Raw genomic sequence first — 17,767 nt, forward strand, 5'->3', positions numbered from 1 at the left:
TCACTCCTCTATTTTTTCGTATTTAATAATTGCTGCTGTAACTCATATAAAATATTCATAGCCTGCATTGGAGATGTGCCCATAATATTGACTTTCTCCAAGTTATCTAATACATCTTGTTCAGCAGCAGATACAGTTGGCTTCAGCTCTTCCTCTACAAAGAAGCTCATCTGTAATGGTTGTTCTTCTACAACTTGTGGTGCAGGAGCTATAGCCGGTGCTTCTTTTCCTGCTTCGAAGTTTGCTAGCAGTACACGTGCACGTTCTAAAATCTCCTCTGGTAATTGTGCAAGCTGTGCCACATGAATCCCGTAAGATTTATCCGCCGCACCTTTTTTCACTTTGTGTAAAAATACGACTGCGCCATTTTTTTCTGTTGCAGAGACATGGACATTTTGTAGGCGTGTTAGATCATTTTCAAGCGCTGTTAATTCATGATAGTGCGTTGAAAAAAGAGTGTTTGCGCCAATTTTATCATGAATATATTCCATCATTGATTGTGCAAGGCTCATGCCATCATACGTAGAAGTTCCACGCCCAATTTCATCGAACAATAATAAACTATTTTGCGTTGCATTGGCAATTGCATGCTGTGATTCCAACATCTCCACCATAAATGTCGACTGTCCTGCCGCTAAATCATCTGCAGCTCCGATACGTGTGAAAATTTGGTCTGTGATTGGCAGTACCGCTTTTTCAGCCGGTACATAGCAACCCATTTGTGCCATCACTACAATAAGTGCAACTTGACGCATATACGTACTTTTACCGGACATGTTAGGTCCAGTAATAAGCATCATATTACGATCTTCTTCAAGGACACAGTCATTCGGAACGTACATTTGCTTATTGAGCATTTTTTCGACAACCGGGTGACGACCTTCTGTTATTTTTAGTGCACGGCCAGTATGGAATTCCGGTTTTGTAAAGCGATACTTCTCAGATACACTCGCAAAGCTGAGTAATACATCCAGTTCACTAATACTTGCTGCCAGTGCTTGTACACGTGGAATATACGCCTTCAACTCTTCACGAATTTCTACGAATAAGTCATACTCTAATGTTAAGCTTTCTTCTTCAGCATTCAAAATGAGTGCTTCTTTTTCCTTTAATTCCTGCGTGATGTAGCGCTCAGCATTAGCCAGTGTTTGTTTGCGTTCATAACGCGTTAAATCTGCTAAATGAATATTAGATTTTGTAATTTCAATATAATAACCAAAAATACGGTTATAGCCAATCTTTAGATTTTTAATGCCCGTTTTCACACGTTCCTCTTGCTCCAGTTGTGCAATCCAGTCCTTGCCGTTACGAGACGCATAACGAAGCTCGTCTAAACGTGCATTGTAGCCGTCACGAATGACATTACCCTCTTTAATCGTAATCGGTGGATTGTCTGTAATTGCATTGGCTAAAAGTGCCTCTACATCTGCACAAATATCGAGTGCAGTCCCTAGCTTTTGTAACGTTTCTTTACTGGAATTTACTAATTGATGCTGAATAATCGGTACTTGACGAAGTGAATCACGAAGTTGCGCTAGATCTCGCCCACCAACATTCCCAAATGCCACACGACCCGCTAAGCGTTCTAAATCATATACTTGTTTAAGAGAAGTTTGTAATTCTGTACGAACAAAATATTCTTCCAATAAATCCGTTACAATCTCAAGTCTCTCTTCAATCGCCTTGCGCGATGCAAGTGGTTGATGAAGCCATTGCTTTAGTTTACGCCCACCCATAGCAGTTACCGTATCATCTAATAACCACAGTAGCGTTCCTTTTTGATCGCCACCACGAATCGATTGAATGAGCTCTAAATTTCGTTTTGAACTTGAATCAATGCGTAAATAATTTTTCATTTCATTGAACGAAAATGCCTGAATATGCGATAGTGAACGCATTTGTGTTCTGTCAATATACGCAAGTAATCGACGGCATGCATTTTGTATGTTTGACGGCACAGCTTCTAAATACGCTGCTACCTTGTCCATTGCCATTACATCCGCTTCTACAGACAAAACAATGCCTAAATTCATTGCATGTTCAGCTAACAACTGTTGTAATTCTTCCGTTACAACAAGCTCGCGAATTCCATAAGCCTGCATTTGCATCAGTAGCGCCTTCTCGTCCCCATCAATCGAAGAAGCAACCGCCTCACCAGTAGACAAATCTAGGTAGGCATAACCAAATGTTTTGCCATCTAGCTGTTCCACCGCTCCGATAAAGTGATTTGTTTTACCGTCAAGAGCCTTGCCCTCCATAATCGTACCTGGTGTAATAAGTTGTACTACTTCACGTCGTACTACGCCTTTTGCTTGCTTCGGATCTTCCGTTTGCTCACAAATTGCGACTTTGTAGCCTTTTTGCACAAGTGTTTCAATATAATTTTTCGCTGAATGATGCGGTACGCCACACATCGGAATGCGTTCTTTCGCGCCAGCATCACGGCTTGTTAACGTAATTTCTAAGATTTGAGAGGCATTAATCGCATCCTCAAAAAACATTTCATAAAAGTCGCCTAGTCTAAAAAACAAAAAGGCATCCTTGTAATCTTCTTTTACCTGCAAATATTGTTGCATCATTGGTGTGTATGTTGTCATTCTTTATTCCCTCGCTCTTGCCTTAGTTAATTTTATTATAACAAAAGATACATGCGAAACGCCTTTTTCATCTTTCGTAAAGATGCAAGCATTTCGCATGTATCAAAAAATTATATTCTGTTTATTATCTTGATCGTCCATCTGGAAATGACGAAGATTCTAGGACGAATTTCCCATCCGAGCTAGAGCTTGAGCTTGAACTTGAACTAGAGCTTGAACTTGAGCTTGATGAAGATGAACTTTCATCATTAAAATGCCATTCCTCTTCAAAATCTAATGGATGTACGCTAATACAAATTGTTGTTTCACCCATTACTTCAACTAAGATTTCACGTTCTACTACAATCTCAAATTTCGTACCACATGGTGAGATGACAGCTTCCATACAGTTCGGCTCTTGTAGTACACGTACATGCACATCATCGCCTACAGTTACTTCATCATCTCTAAAATGTAATTTTACTTTATCTTTATAGTGCACTGTTTCCGAAAACACCGCTGTTTTCGAATGATTACTATAGGCATACCACACATTGACATCAAATTTCCCCGACACTTCTACAAACTTACCAACTTTTTTCGCAGAACAAGTATGATTGATCACCCAGCATCCAAGAATACTTGTTGGTTTATTTGTTGGACATAAAGTTACTGACTCTTCTGTCCGTTTTTTCCCTTTGGCAACTACGGCTTTCGTCACGATCTGTCGTAAACGTTTCAGCGCAATTCCTCCTTCGCTTTGTCTCATTCCATCATATGCAAGAGGCGCCTATTGGGTGAACGTATTTAGTTCCAGTAAAAGAATGCTTTAAATTAAGATGTGTAAAAGTTTTGGAGAACTTTAAATGAAATGCGAAAAAACTGTTGAAAAGAAAATTCTAGTTGAGCTTCGTTACAGGCGGCGACTCCTAGGGGATCAGCGAGCAACCGGGACCCTGCAGGAGCAAGGTGAACGAAGGATAAAAACGTCACGTCCTGTGACAATTTATCTGCGCGAAAGCGAAGCGACAGCAGCACACGCCTTCATGACCAACACCCAGTTGCCCCAAGTGACTCAAGGTTCTCCACCTGAAACGCGTCCGCCTGGAACGGAAATCAACTGGTTCCTTGAACAAACTCTCATATTTGTTCACAAAGAATAGATTGACGTAATTGTTATTCAACAAAGTGAAAACTGCTCACACAAATGTGCGAGCAGTTTTATATTATGAGCAGCTTCCAGGTTGTGAGTTTGCTACTTGTGAGCCAGTTTCACCACGTAGTAAATCGCCACCAGTAGAGCGTACGATTTCGTTTGTTACGTTATTTGCAATTGTATTTGATACTAATTGTAATAAGTGGTTTACATCAACTTGAGATTCTTTAAATTGTTGTACGACTGGAATTGAATTAATTTCTTCTTCAATTTTCTCAATCTTACTTTCAATCATTTTAAGTGCTTTTTCTTTACCTAAGTGTTGGAAGTTTACTGCTTGTTTTTGTAAGCTCTTCAGGCTTGCAATACGCTCACGTACTAATTGATTTTCGTTAATTTGAGCTTCTGCTTTTTTGAAAAACTCTACTTCTGGTGTGTTGGCGATCATGTGTGCAATTTCATGTGATTTCTTGATTAAATCGTCTTTTGTAAATAGTACTTGTGTCATTTTGTTTCCACCTTTTCATTTTTTACTACTTCTATGAATTCACCACGTAATGAATACGAAGTGGCCTCTACTACTTTTACTTTCACTAGCTGACCAATTAATTCTTTTGGTGCTTGGAAGTTCACAAGACGATTTTTACGTGTGTAGCCTGCAAGCACGTCATCACGACGCTTACTTGTCCCTTCGACTAACACTTCCACAATCTCACCCTCAAGCCCTGCTAAAGCTTTTCTAGAATACTCTTGTACGACCGCATTCAAACGATGTAGTCGTTCTTTCTTCACATCATCTGGTACATTATCGACCATTTTTGCAGCCGGTGTACCTTCACGAGGTGAATAAATATAAGTGAATGCCATATCAAAGCCAACTTCACGGTATAAAGACAATGTTTCTTCAAATTGTTCTTCAGTTTCATTTGGATAGCCGACGATAATATCTGTCGTCAGTGTCACATTTGGAATTGCCGCTTTGATTTTATCGACAAGCCCTAAGAAATGCTCACGTGTATATTTGCGTGCCATAATTTTCAACACTTCATTTGAACCGGATTGTACAGGCAAGTGAATATGCTCAACAAGGTTGCCACCTTTAGCAAGTACTTCGATTAAGTGATCGTCGAAGTCACGTGGATGGCTTGTTGTAAAGCGAATACGCGGAATATCAATTTTTCGCAATTCATCCATTAGGTCGCCCAGTCGGTAGTTTATATCCTCGAAATCTTTTCCGTAGGCGTTTACATTTTGCCCTAGCAACATAATTTCTTTATAGCCAGCTGCTGCTAGCTCACGTACTTCTTGAATAATTTCCTCAGGACGTCGACTACGCTCTTTGCCACGTGTATATGGAACGATACAGTACGTGCAGAACTTATCGCAACCGTACATAATGTTCACCCAAGCTTTAATCGAACCGTTACGTGATTTTGGTAAGTTTTCAATCACGTCACCCTCTTTCGACCAAACTTCAATAACCATTTCTTTAGACATATATGCCTCTTTTAAAATGTTTGGCAAGCGGTGAATATTATGTGTACCAAACACCATATCGACGTGTGGATACGTTTTTAAAATCTTGTTCACAACAGATTCTTCTTGTGACATACAACCACAAACGCCAATTAGCATCTCTGGGTTTTTACGTTTGTATTTTAAAAGGAAGCCGAGCTCCCCAAATACTTTATTTTCGGCATTTTCACGAATCGCACAAGTATTTAATAGTACAATATCTGCTTCTTCAATGATATCCGTAGAAGTATAACCAAGCTGCATGAAAATCCCAGCCATTACTTCTGTATCATGTTCGTTCATTTGGCAGCCGTATGTACGGATATAGAAAGTGCGTCCTTCGCCCATTCCTGCAAATTCCTCAGCAATGTCAAAATCTTTATGGTACTTGATTTCTTCTTTCCCACGTTTTTTCGCATCTTTTAATGAAGGCGCGGTAAACACCTTCTCAAAATATTTACTATAATCCTTATCAGGTTTATTTTCAGTTTTAGGTTGATTGACTTGTTGACTGGCTAATCGTTGTTCTTCATTCATTGCAATCAAGTGACTCCTTTCAAACGAAATCCGTGCATTCGAATTCCCATTTTACTATTATAACGAATGACAATGTAGAAGAACAACAAAAGAACGTGAAATGTACGTTATTCGACATATTGACTGAGCTATAACCCTAGAAATTCATGATATGTATGAGGCTCATTCTCTTTTAAAATCGATAAAAACGTAAAGGCAAGCTGCACGACAGACCACCACTTCATATTGTAGGCAGTTTCAAAATGCACTGGCTCTAACGTAAAGACATCTTGAAAAATATTGACCGGTTCAATTTGCTCGTCCTTTAAAATCGATAAAAAACCTAAAAACAATGTATGATCCTTTACTTCTAGTTCTTTACTAGCAACAAGTGCATCGATATTTTCCGGTTGGTCCATCGTACAATGCAACGCTACGTAATGCTCTAACTCTTTCTCACGTTTAAGCGCTTCTCGTTCCTTCTTTTTCGCAATAAAATCAATGACGTTATCCACGTGCATCGCCTCTTCTTTTTTCTTTTTATTGTAGCACTCTGTTCAATTCTCTACACAAAAAAAGACTGATAACTTTAGGAGAGCACTCAAAAAAGTCCATATCGGTTCACATTGTGAATTATTCGATGATTTATCGCCGCATAATTCGCCTGTTTATTTTGACTAATACATCTACAAGTATTAATTGAAAAAAATAAACAAGCAAATTATACGTAATTTACTCTGAAAAGGAAAATATTGAGTATAAAAAAGAAATAATGCACTTCCTGTTCAAAATTGATCAAGAAGTACCTTATTGTTATCTAAAAAAGATTTACGATAATAAAAACATTAGTTTTTCAGTACCTTCAATTATAGCAGTCTTACTCTTTCTCCAGTGTCTGTGATTGTTTGGCAAGCTTCTCCCAATTGTACCAACCATAAATCGAGTTCACTAAGAACGCTGTCCACATGACAAGCATGGTATAGTCATTGCCGCCACTTTGCGTAAGTGTAACAATCCACAAGACAATCGACAACAAATTCACAAGCACCCACATAATCCACTGTTCGGCAAAACGTAACGTCATTAAAATTTGCGCCGCTACGCTCATGACAACTGCAAACGAATCGATACGTACTTGTTGGGCATTTAAATAAAATAGTAGCTCCATATAAACGAATGCACCGATAACGACTGATACGCCTAAAATACCCCAACCCTTTTTCGTCAGACGTTTAATAATAATATCTTCGTCTTTAACCTTTTGTTGCGCTTTGTTTTTATTCCACATATACAAGCCAATAAATTGCATCGGGAAATAGAACAAGCCGTTTAGCATTGCTTCTCCGTATAAGCCGTATGTATACGAAATATACGCATAAGTAGACGTTTGAATCATCCCGAAGAAGAAGTTTGATATTTTCCCTTTCGCCACTAGAATTACACAAAGCATCCCAGTTATTGAACTAATCAGTCCAAGTGTCGTATCATCCCACGCAAAGAACAACCAAATATTTACAGCTGTAAACACAATTAACCAAATCTTTTCAAATATCGTCCACTCACTAAAAAACCTTTTCAAGCAAAATCCCCCTTTCAAATTAGCTTAATGTTAGCAACTGTAAATACACTTGTCATCCATTTTTCCCGTAATCTACCTATTAGTGCAAAAAAGAAAAACGACTATCTACTAAAAGATAGTCGCTTTCTTTGTTACTTATTACATAAATTCTTTTACAAGTGCATCAAAATCAGTTTCACTCATTTTAATGTCGATATCCGTAAGTGGTAGTTCAGAGTAGTCTGGTACTTTTTCTTGATAAGAAGTCGTTTCTGTATCTTGATAAATAATACCTGTAACTAATCCTTCGTTTTCCATTACAGTGCGCATCGCCATGCCACGGTCTGAATTATCATAGCCTTCAATATCAGAAAGCTTCGTTAAGTTCTCTTTGAACCAATCGTATGTGTTCACTTTGTTGTATGTCACACAAGGTGAGAAAACGTTAATGAAAGAGAAGCCTTTATGGTTAATGCCAGCTTCAATAATAGCCGTTAATTCTTTAATATCTGTTGAGAAACCTTGCGCAACAAATGTAGCGCCACTTGTAAGTGCTACTTCTAACGGTTTTAAAGACGGCTCAATCGCACCACCTGGCGTTGATTTTGTAATAAAACCAGCTGCAGAACGTGGAGATGTTTGCCCTTTTGTTAGACCGTAAATTTGGTTATCCATAACAACATACGTGATATCGATGTTACGACGGATGGCATGAATCGTATGACCCATTCCGATCGCAAAGCCGTCACCGTCACCACCTGAAGCGATAACGTTTAAATCACGGTTTGCCATTTTTAAACCTTGTGCAATTGGTAAAGCACGGCCATGAATCCCGTGGAAACCATATGAGTTGATGTAGCCTGAAATACGACCCGAACAGCCAATCCCTGAAATAACAGCTAGCTCATTTGGCTCGATACCAACGTTTGCTGCTGCACGTTGAATAGCGGCTTGTACAGAGAAGTCGCCACAACCTGGGCACCAGTTCGGTTTCACTGAGTTACGAAAATCCTTAAATGTTGCCATTATGAAAGCAGCTCCTTCACTTTATTTTCTAATTCACCTGGTAAAAACGGCGTACCGTCATACTTCGTGATTGTCTCGATCTTATCGTGGCCACCAATATTCATTTTCATGATATTTGCTAATTGACCTGTGTAGTTATTTTCCACTACGATCACTTTTTTCGCTTGCGCTACAAGTGGTGCCATCTCCGCAGATGGGAATGGATGGATTAAACGCATATGCGCATGGTTAACTTTTACGCCCTGCTCATTTAATCGCTCTTGTACTTCTTCAAGTGCACCACGTGTTGAGTTAAAGCCGACAAGTAAAACGTCTGCTTCTTCATGTGGCGTGTTTTTGTACACTGGTGTATCGAAATTAAGTGCTGCAAGTTTACGGAAACGTTTGTCCATTTGCGTGCGACGGTTACCTGTAGCTTCTGATGGCTTCCCAGTTTCGTCGTGCTCAACACCTGTTACATGGTGAATACCATTTAAATGACCAGGTAATACACGTGGTGAAACGCCGTCTTCTGTATTTTCGAAACGTTTGAAGTAAGCTTTATCTGCCGCTTCTTCTAAATCTTCCGTCACAATTTTCCCGCGACGAATATCAATTTTACTATAATCAAATGCCTCAACAGTTTGTTTACCAAGTGATAATTGTAAGTCTGTAATTAAAATAACCGGTACTTGTAATTCTTCTGCAATATTAAACGCTTGAATCGTATCAAAGAATGCTTCATCCATTGTAGAAGGTGCAATCACGACTTTCGGAATTTCACCGTGCGTACCATAAAGCATCGCCATTAAATCTGATTGCTCTTGTTTTGTTGGTAGACCTGTTGATGGGCCACCACGTTGTGTATCGATTACGACTAGTGGTTGCTCTGTCATTCCTGAAAGGCCGATTGCTTCCATCATTAGTGATAGACCAGGACCAGCTGATGCTGTGAACGATCGAACTCCACCGAAGTTTGCACCAATTGCCATTGTTGCAGCGGCAATTTCATCTTCAGTTTGGATTACCGCACCACCGAATTTCGGTAATTTTTTAATTAGATATTCCATGATTTCTGAAGCTGGTGTAATTGGATATGCCGCCATGAAGCGTACACCCGCTGCTAGAGCACCAAGAGCGATGGCATCATTACCAATCATGAACATGCGACGTTTACCGTCAGCAGGTGCTAACTCCCACTCGCCTACACGATCGCCTAGAAGCTCATGCATCATTTCACGTCCACGTGCAATCGCATCCAAGTTTTTCTGTACGACTTCCTCACCTTTTTTGCCGAATATTTCATCAACAACGCTTTGGAAAACAGCATTTTCTAAGTTTAGTAGCGCAGCTGTTGCACCAATCGCTACCATGTTCTTCATCAGTGTTGTGCCTAACTCTGCAGCAATTTCAGTGAATGGCACTGCAAATAAAGGTGCCTTTGAATCTTCTGGTTTTACTGGCTCAAATTTAGCATCCGCTAAAATAATGCCGTTTTCTGTTAGTTCTTTATAGTTAACATCGATCGTTTCTTGATCAAATGCTACTAAAATATCTAAATCATCCGCTATTGAACGTACCTCTGTTGGACGAACTGTAATTTTATTATTCGTATGGCCACCCTTAATTCGAGAAGAGAAGTGACGATAACCGTATAGGAAATACCCTAGACGATTCATTGCCATTGAGAAGATTTCACCTGTACTCTCAATCCCTTCACCTTGTTGCCCACCGACTTTCCATGAAAGCTGATGTAACATGTCAACAACTCCTTAAATCCAATGTGTACTATTATTTTTTCCTTCATCAGTTTAACACGAAGAAACAGTCTGGACTATTGTTATTCCAAGATTTAAGTGAAATTCAGACCTTTGACCGAAAATCAGGTTCAATATTTTGTAATTTTCAGACCAATCAAGCACAGAAAATTAACTCACTGGATCCAAAGAATATTTTCATTGAATCCAGTGAGCCATTCTATTAGGACATCAAGCACTAATCCGCCTGACCTGACCTGAGCGTGGCGCCTCCCTACCCGAGCGGAATCTCCACCGACCTGAGCGTGGCGCCTCTCTACCTGAGCGGAATCTCCACCTACCTGAGCGTTCCCCCTCCCTACCCGAGCGCTATCTCCACCTACCTGAGCTTTCCTCCTCTCTACCCGAGCGGTATCTCCACCTACCTGAGCTTTCCTCCTCTCTACCCGAGCGCTATCTCCACCGACCTGAGCTTTCCTACTCTCTACCCGGCGGTATCTCCACCTACCTGAGCGTTCCTCCTCTCTACCTGAGCGTTCCTCCTCTCTACCCGAGCGGTATCTCCACCTACCTGAGCGTTCCTACTCCCTACCCGAGCGGTATCTCCACCTACCTGAGCTTTCCTACTCCCTACCCGAGCGGTATCTTCACCTACCTGAGCTTTCCTACTCGCTAACCGAACGGTATCTCCACCTACCTGAGCGGAATCCCCACTACCTGAGCGTTCCCTTTCGAACATACAAAAAATGCCTTGCAACGAGTGCAAGGCATTTCACTTCATTTACATTTTATTAACGAACTCGTTTTTCCACCAGCAACTTTAAGGCTGTGCGTTCCTCGCCAGCGATAATAATATCCGCAAACGCCGGTGCACAAATTAAATCTGTGCCACTTGGCGCTACAAATCCGCGTGCGATGGCTACTGCTTTCACGGCTTGGTTAAGTGCACCTGCCCCGACTGCCTGCATTTCTGCTTGCCCTTTTTCCCTGATTACCGCGACTAATGCACCTGCAACTGAATTTGGATTAGAGCGTGATGATACTTTTAATGAATCCACAATTATTCCTCCCCGTTTCGCGAATAGTGTTTTTACGCTCAACAACTGTATGAGCCTTAATTGGACGTCAAGTTATTGTCCGTAGGTCATTTTATGCTTTGCATGTTGGAAATAGAATGAAAGGATTAAATCTTTCTTTAAACTATTATCACACTCAAACAAAAATGGAGATGCGGCATTACTCATCCATCACATTAAACACCCTGAATCACATTGCAAATCACTTATTATATAGCCTTCATTGTTCTCTATAATCATAATCAACAACAAAGATCTATACAGTAAAATTTTATATCATTATTCTATAATTATCCATAAAAATACACTTTAATTTCTCCTGACAAAGAAAAAGCTACCTTACAATATATATTGCAAAGTAGCTCGTCTCATTACCCTCGGAACGGATAATCTTCATTAATGTATACACGTTCGCAGCGAATTGCTTTCCCTGTTTTATCGTCAATTTCCACAAAGAAACCACTTAACACATCGCGTCCAGTTTTTGGCACTTCGAAACGTGACGGCATATTTGTCTGGAATCTGTAAAGTACGCTTTCCTTCGTCATGCCTAAAATTTCATCATATGGGCCCGTCATACCGACGTCTGTAATATACGCTGTACCTTTCGGGTAAATACGTGCATCAGCTGTTTGCACATGTGTATGTGTTCCAACAACCGCTGAAGCCTTCCCATCTAAATGCCAACCAAGTGCAATTTTTTCACTTGTTGCTTCCGCGTGGAAATCCACAAACACTAAAGGTGACGTTTTACGCGCTTCTTCAATCAATTCCTCTGCCATTGCAAAAGGATCTTCATGTGGCGGTAAAAACACACGACCATGTAAGTTAATCACTGATAGTGTAACTCCGTTTTTCGAAATTTGCACCATACCTTTACCAGGTGCTTCACTTGAAAAATTTGCAGGGCGAATTAAATAATCCGCATCATCAATAAAATCAAAAATGTCTTTATTATCCCATGTGTGGTTACCCATTGTAATAACGTCCACACCCATTTGCAATAAATCATTGTAAATATTACGTGTAATACCACGACCTGCTGCTGCATTCTCACCGTTCGCAATGACAACATCCGGGCTAAATTTTTTCTTTAAACGTGGTAAATATTTTTCCACTGCATCGCGGCCAATTGAACCGACGATATCTCCAATAAATAATACTTTCATTTTACAAGACCACACTTTCTATAAATAACATTCTTTAGTTTACCATTTTTGCATAACGAATCGCAAAATAATAACGCAAACCTCATTGAGTTTGCGTTTTATTTAGGCTGAATTTTTTTCAATTGTAGCTGTATCGAATAGATAACAAGATTACTTTCAATTCAAATTTCTGATACCATCTTTTCATATACTATTTTGATATTACTTCAGATGAATAGCTTGAATTGATTTCTAAATACTTTTGGTATTCTCCACTAATAATTTGCCCCCACCATTCCTTGTTTTCCAAGTACCATTGAATCGTTTGTGCAATCCCTGTTTCAAAATTATACATCGGTTGCCAACCTAATTGTTCTAATTTTGTTGCATCGATTGCATATCGCTTATCATGTCCTAATCGGTCTGCTACAAACTCTATCAATTCTTCTGATTTCCCTAATGTATTAATTATTGTTTTGACTACTTCTAAATTAGTCTGTTCATTATGCCCACCAACATTGTATACTTCTCCATTTACACCTTCATGCAATACTAAATCAATAGCAACGCAATGATCAAAAACGTGTAACCAATCACGAATGTTACGTCCATCGCCATAAATAGGAACCTTTTCTTCATTTACTGCACGCGAGATCGTTAAAGGAATTAACTTTTCCGGGAAGTGATAAGGACCATAATTGTTAGAGCACCGTGTAATATTAATAGGCATACCATAAGTATGGTGATATGCCTGCACTAAAAAATCAGATGATGCTTTACTTGCACTATATGGACTATGTGGTTGTAAGGGTGTTTCTTCTGTAAAAAAAGTTGTTGGATCAAAATCCAATTCACCATATACTTCATCCGTAGAGATATGCACAAATTTTGTAATTCCTACTTGCCTTGCAGCATCCAATAACACCTGTGTTCCCAGTACATTCGTAGAAACAAAAACCGCTGGATCTGTGATAGATCGATCCACATGACTTTCAGCAGCAAAATGAACAACATAATCAAACTTTTCTTTCTCAAAAAGAGCAAGTATCACATCATAGTCTATAATATCCGCTTTAACAAAATAATAATTCTCGTTTTTTTCGATATCCCCGTGTTTTGTTAAATCACCAGCATACGTTAATACATCTAAATTATAAACATCATATCCTGGGTACTTTCCAACCATATATTGAACAAAGTTTCCACCAATAAACCCAGCTCCACCCGTAACTAGAATTTTTTTCTTTGTCATCTATCTCACCTCTTTTGAACTTGTTCGACTGCAATAAAAAAACTCTACATTGTTACATGAGAGTTGTGTAATGCTTTCGAAACTTCCACCAAATATTTACCGTATTCTGTCTTCATAAGAGGTTTAGCAAGATCTAATAACTGTTTCTTTGTTATATAGCCTCTTCTGAATGCTATTTCTTCAATGCACGCAATATATAGCCCCTGCCTTTTTTGTATAGCCTCTACAAAGTTAGAAGCCTCTAGTAATGATTCATGCGTGCCTGTATCTAACCACGCCAAGCCTCGACCTGTCAGCTCAACTATTAACTCACCTCTTTGTAGATAGACATCTAAAATAGAAGTAATCTCCACTTCGCCTCGTGCTGAAGGCTTTACGTTTTTTGCGATATCTACTACTTTATTATCAAAAAAATACAAACCTGGTACTGCGTATGAGGATTTGGGGAATTCAGGCTTTTCTTCTATTGAAATAGCATTCATCTGCTCATCTACCTCTACGACACCATAGGCCCTTGGATCATTTACATAACAGCCAAATATAATGCCCCCAGTAGTTAAAGTAGTAGCTTCTTTTAAACGATCGCTTAAATTAGAACCATAGAAAATATTATCGCCTAAAACCAATGCAACTGGTGAGTTGCCGATAAACTCCTCTCCAATAATAAAAGCTTCTGCAAGGCCATTAGGATTTTCCTGCACAGCATATTCAAAGTTCATCCCTAACTTACTGCCATCTCCTAATAGCTCTTTAAAACCTTCAATATCTCGAGACGTAGAAATGATCAGAATTTCTTTTATGCCCGCTAGCATCAATACAGATAGCGGATAATAAATCATCGGTTTATCGTAAATGGGTAACATTTGTTTAGAAATAGATTTCGTCAGAGGATAAAGTCGAGTACCTGAACCCCCAGCTAAAATAATTCCTTTCATCCGATATTCACCTCTTCATCTAGGGCTTAGATAATCCCACGAATTCGTCTGACATAGTTTGGGTAGCTAAGACTCTTTTTCAATTCTTTATTTATCCGATCAATTCTTGAATTTCCAGCATATTTTTAATGTTATTTTTATCGTTAAACATCATTACATCAATAATTGAAAGACCAGGTATGAAATTATTTTTTAATTGTTCATAAGGTGTTAATATTGGGTTAATAAATTTTATGCTCAAGCCATTATCTTGATATTTTTGTTGATTATAAAATTCTTTACCACCAATGGCATTTATATATACAGTAGCATTCAATGCTTTACTTACCTCAATCCCCCACTCATCTGCTGCATTGGCACTGTCAATATCGGAGAATCTTTGTGATAAAATCGTTATATTTGTGTCTATACCCAATAATGCACATGTTTTTCTTAGCAGTAATGTATTAAATTCACTTAAATTACTGTTACGATTTGTAAAACATTCATTTAAGAAATCTAAAACGTTATTATAATACGGAGCGTTTTTATAATATAATAATTGGTTAAAAATTTTGTCTTGCCAATTAGTATGATTATCGATGATGATATCTTTAATTTTTGTTTCTCTAGGGGCTTTACATACAGGGACAGTTATAAAAGATCTTTCTTTATGTTCATTTAAAATTCTATTTCTATTCATCCAACTTCTTCTAACAAATTGAGCATTATCAAAAATAACAAATTCATCTACCGAATTAATCAGTTGGTAATAACCTAGATACGGAAAAAAATAAGGTTGCATTAGCGCTACTCTCATTCTTAACATTCCTTCCAAGAATTTAATGAAAACTAGTAACTTTTGCTTTTATAATTCCACAGATTCTATCAATTTCTTCTAGCTTTAAATCTGCGTAAAGTGGAAGTGTTAACACTCTTTCTGCTATATGTTTGGCAATAGGTGTTTCCTCAGAAGTAAACCTTCCTTGATAGCACTCCAAACTATTTGTTAAAGGGTAAAAATACTTTCGAGCGAAAATATTTTCATCCTTTAATGCAGCATGAACTTCATCTCTAGAAAATTGAAACCCATCAAATACCACAGGAAAGTATGCGTAATTACTTTTCACACCATTCTGAGCCTGGGATAGTTTAATCCCTTTCATTTCACTAAGGTTTTCCATGTATCGCTCAAATGCTACCTTCCTCTTAGCAATCTCCTGATCTACATTTCGGAGGTTGCATAGGCCCATAGCTGCCTGAAATTCATTCATTTTAGCATTTCCACCAACATACTCAACACTTTCATACCCAGTAATACCGAAGTTTTTATAAGCATTTAACACATTTTTCAAACTTGGATCCTTAAAAGTTAACGCTCCACCTTCTATTGTATTGAAGACTTTTGTAGCATGGAAACTGAACATAGAAGCATCACCAAAGTTAGCTACTCCTTCACCATCGACAGTAACCCCGAAAGCATGAGCGGCATCATAGATTACTTTAAGATTATATTTTTTGGCTATTCTATCAATTTCATGTACATTACAAACATTCCCGTAAACATGAACCGGCATTATAGCCGATGTTTTATCAGTTATCAAACTCTCTAGCATGTCCACTTTTATCGTGTAATCATTGGGGTTAATATCACAGAAAATTGGCGTCAACCCATTTCTTACAATTGCATGTGTTGTGGATGCAAATGTAAAGGGCGTCGTAATAACTTCTCCAGTAAGATTGAGGACTGCTATTATAGACTCAAGTGCGAGATGACCATTTGAGAATAGCGTAACGTTTGGGGTATTTAAATACTGTTTTAACTCTGACTCTAATCGTATATGTTTATCGCCCATATTTGTTAGCCATTGACTTTCCCAAAGGTCTTTAATTTCATCTATATATTCATCATATTTAGGCATTGAGGAGCGTGTCACTTGTATGAATTTATTCATTTTATCGTACCTCATTTGCTTTCCTTTTATTTCAATCCAAATCCTATATTTCAATTGAAATTGTAGAGTTTATTGAATGGCTCAATAGTCTCCAAATTTCAAATCTCAATTATTTTTTCACTAGAGAATCTTCAACAATTACTTGGAGCCAGTTGGTCATGTTATCCATCTTCTCTAACATTTCTTCCATTGAAGAAAACTTAAGCAATAACGTTCCTACCTTCATATCGGACCCAGTAAAAGCGAAAACGTCATCACCATCTTTCGCTGTTATTTCATGCTCAACCAAATAATGCTCTTTTAAATCTTTATGGATTTCTACCCCCCTAAATGTCCCGCTATTCAGACTATTTATAAAGTAGCTCGACCAAAATCCTCTCGGCTTAATAAATATTAAATCACTACAGTCTTCACCAAGCGCTCCTTTGATCGTATATGCAACCATATCAATACCCGTCGCATATTTTGTTACTTGAGGAATCCAGTCCCCACCATTTCGTGCGGCTATTTCTAATAGATATACATTTTCTTCACTATCAACTAAAATATCGAAATTATATGCACCTGTTTGCATATTTAACAAATTTAACACTCTTTGAATTTCATTATGAATTTTTTCCTGTATATGCTCAGGCAGATTGCTTGGGAAACTGGATCCTACTGGCACAAATGGATTAATAGATGCAGGTGAGAAGTGTTCATTCGAGAAGCATCGAAAAACAAGTTCACCGTTTACAGAAAAGCCATCTCCTCCAACTTGATAGCCACATTTTTCAATATATTCTTCAATAATAAAACGTTTATTTCTTGAGAAACGTAATGCTTCCTCAACTTTTTCATGTAGTAGCTCGATTGATTCAATTTTCGAGACTCCTCTACTACCAGAAGAATCAACAGGTTTGATCATCACTGGCATTTTAAAGTTATTAAAGTCCAGTTTAGCTTCTTCAAGAGAGTTAAATCCTTTGGCTCTAGGTACATTAAAATTATTCTCTTTTAAAAACGTTTTAAACAGATCCTTCCTGGTTAAAATCTCCACTGATTTAAAGGGGTTTGACGGAAGACCTAATTTTTCAGCAACATAAGCAGCTGTTGGTGCTGCGGCCTCAGACTCATAACAAACAATAGCGTTTATTTCTAATGATTTAGCTAGAGCTAATACCCCTTCTTTATCAGTAGTACTGACATTGTGAGATTCATGAGCGAATTTTTGACCAGGGTTATCTTCTAAATAGTCGGTAATTATTACATAAAGGCCCATTTCTTTTGCTGCTTTAATTGCTGGAATTTGAGTTTGAGAGCCACCAAGCATTAATAATTTTTTCATCTCTACACCTCA

At 38.4% G+C, this 17,767-nt stretch carries 16 protein-coding genes; 1 reads left to right on the forward strand and 15 read right to left on the reverse strand.

All coding sequences use genetic code 11. The features are described 5' to 3' along the window. Window positions 1–8: 8 nt before the first annotated feature. A complete protein-coding gene (mutS, locus tag ACIQ2D_RS02110) occupies window positions 9–2,597 on the reverse strand; it encodes a DNA mismatch repair protein MutS (protein ID WP_402858646.1) in 2,589 nt (862 codons plus the stop codon). A 124-nt stretch (window positions 2,598–2,721) separates the two neighbouring features. Continuing rightward, window positions 2,722–3,345, reverse strand: a complete 624-nt coding sequence (gene cotE, locus ACIQ2D_RS02115; protein ID WP_402858649.1) for an outer spore coat protein CotE — start codon at window positions 3,343–3,345, stop codon at window positions 2,722–2,724. A 97-nt stretch (window positions 3,346–3,442) separates the two neighbouring features. Here cotE and ACIQ2D_RS02120 point away from each other — a divergent pair, with 97 nt between their 5' ends. Further along, a complete protein-coding gene (locus ACIQ2D_RS02120; RefSeq protein ID WP_402858652.1) occupies window positions 3,443–3,739 on the forward strand; it encodes a hypothetical protein in 297 nt (98 codons plus the stop codon). A 63-nt stretch (window positions 3,740–3,802) separates the two neighbouring features. On the opposite strand, the gene ACIQ2D_RS02125 is transcribed toward ACIQ2D_RS02120, so the two are convergent. From ACIQ2D_RS02125 to ACIQ2D_RS02185, 13 genes are all read right to left on the reverse strand, one after another. Continuing rightward, window positions 3,803–4,240, reverse strand: a complete 438-nt coding sequence (locus tag ACIQ2D_RS02125; protein WP_402858655.1) for a YlbF/YmcA family competence regulator — start codon at window positions 4,238–4,240, stop codon at window positions 3,803–3,805. After that, window positions 4,237–5,784 carry a tRNA (N6-isopentenyl adenosine(37)-C2)-methylthiotransferase MiaB gene (gene miaB, locus ACIQ2D_RS02130; RefSeq protein WP_402858658.1) on the reverse strand — a complete coding sequence of 516 codons (1,548 nt, stop codon included), beginning with the start codon at window positions 5,782–5,784 and terminating at the stop codon, window positions 4,237–4,239. Before miaB ends, ACIQ2D_RS02125 begins: the two co-directional genes overlap by 4 nt. 128 nt (window positions 5,785–5,912) lie before the next feature. Continuing rightward, on the reverse strand, window positions 5,913–6,284 hold the full coding sequence (locus ACIQ2D_RS02135; RefSeq protein WP_402858661.1) for a 2-oxoglutarate ferredoxin oxidoreductase subunit beta: 372 nt from the start codon (window positions 6,282–6,284) through the stop codon (window positions 5,913–5,915). Window positions 6,285–6,640: 356 nt separating this feature from the next. After that, window positions 6,641–7,342: a nicotinamide riboside transporter PnuC gene (gene pnuC, locus ACIQ2D_RS02140; RefSeq protein WP_402858664.1), complete on the reverse strand. Its 702-nt coding sequence runs from the start codon at window positions 7,340–7,342 to the stop codon at window positions 6,641–6,643. 138 nt (window positions 7,343–7,480) lie between these two features. Continuing rightward, the gene (locus tag ACIQ2D_RS02145) at window positions 7,481–8,347 is read right to left on the reverse strand and encodes a 2-oxoacid:ferredoxin oxidoreductase subunit beta (RefSeq protein ID WP_402858667.1); all 867 of its coding nucleotides are present in this window, start codon (window positions 8,345–8,347) and stop codon (window positions 7,481–7,483) included. Beyond that, a complete protein-coding gene (locus ACIQ2D_RS02150; RefSeq protein ID WP_402858670.1) occupies window positions 8,347–10,086 on the reverse strand; it encodes a 2-oxoacid:acceptor oxidoreductase subunit alpha in 1,740 nt (579 codons plus the stop codon). Before ACIQ2D_RS02150 ends, ACIQ2D_RS02145 begins: the two co-directional genes overlap by 1 nt. 788 nt (window positions 10,087–10,874) lie before the next feature. Then, entirely contained in the window at window positions 10,875–11,141 is a 267-nt protein-coding gene (locus ACIQ2D_RS02155; protein WP_402858673.1) for a stage V sporulation protein S, read from the reverse strand. A gap of 389 nt (window positions 11,142–11,530) precedes the next feature. After that, a complete protein-coding gene (locus ACIQ2D_RS02160) occupies window positions 11,531–12,328 on the reverse strand; it encodes a TIGR00282 family metallophosphoesterase (RefSeq protein ID WP_402858676.1) in 798 nt (265 codons plus the stop codon). Window positions 12,329–12,518: 190 nt separating this feature from the next. Then, window positions 12,519–13,559 carry a dTDP-glucose 4,6-dehydratase gene (gene rfbB, locus ACIQ2D_RS02165; RefSeq protein ID WP_402858679.1) on the reverse strand — a complete coding sequence of 347 codons (1,041 nt, stop codon included), beginning with the start codon at window positions 13,557–13,559 and terminating at the stop codon, window positions 12,519–12,521. 44 nt (window positions 13,560–13,603) lie between these two features. After that, window positions 13,604–14,494 (reverse strand): glucose-1-phosphate thymidylyltransferase RfbA, encoded by an 891-nt coding sequence (rfbA, locus tag ACIQ2D_RS02170; RefSeq protein ID WP_402858682.1) that lies wholly within the window; start codon window positions 14,492–14,494, stop codon window positions 13,604–13,606. A 91-nt stretch (window positions 14,495–14,585) separates the two neighbouring features. Next, window positions 14,586–15,293, reverse strand: a complete 708-nt coding sequence (locus tag ACIQ2D_RS02175) for a WbqC family protein (RefSeq protein WP_402858685.1) — start codon at window positions 15,291–15,293, stop codon at window positions 14,586–14,588. Window positions 15,294–15,315: 22 nt separating this feature from the next. Next, a complete protein-coding gene (locus tag ACIQ2D_RS02180; RefSeq protein WP_402858688.1) occupies window positions 15,316–16,428 on the reverse strand; it encodes a DegT/DnrJ/EryC1/StrS family aminotransferase in 1,113 nt (370 codons plus the stop codon). A gap of 109 nt (window positions 16,429–16,537) precedes the next feature. Continuing rightward, complete coding sequence (locus ACIQ2D_RS02185; protein WP_402858691.1) at window positions 16,538–17,755, reverse strand: ATP-grasp domain-containing protein; 1,218 nt, start codon at window positions 17,753–17,755, stop codon at window positions 16,538–16,540. Window positions 17,756–17,767 lie beyond the last annotated feature (12 nt).

Source organism: Lysinibacillus sp. NPDC097287 (assembly GCF_044761695.1).
GTDB lineage: Bacteria > Bacillota > Bacilli > Bacillales_A > Planococcaceae > Lysinibacillus.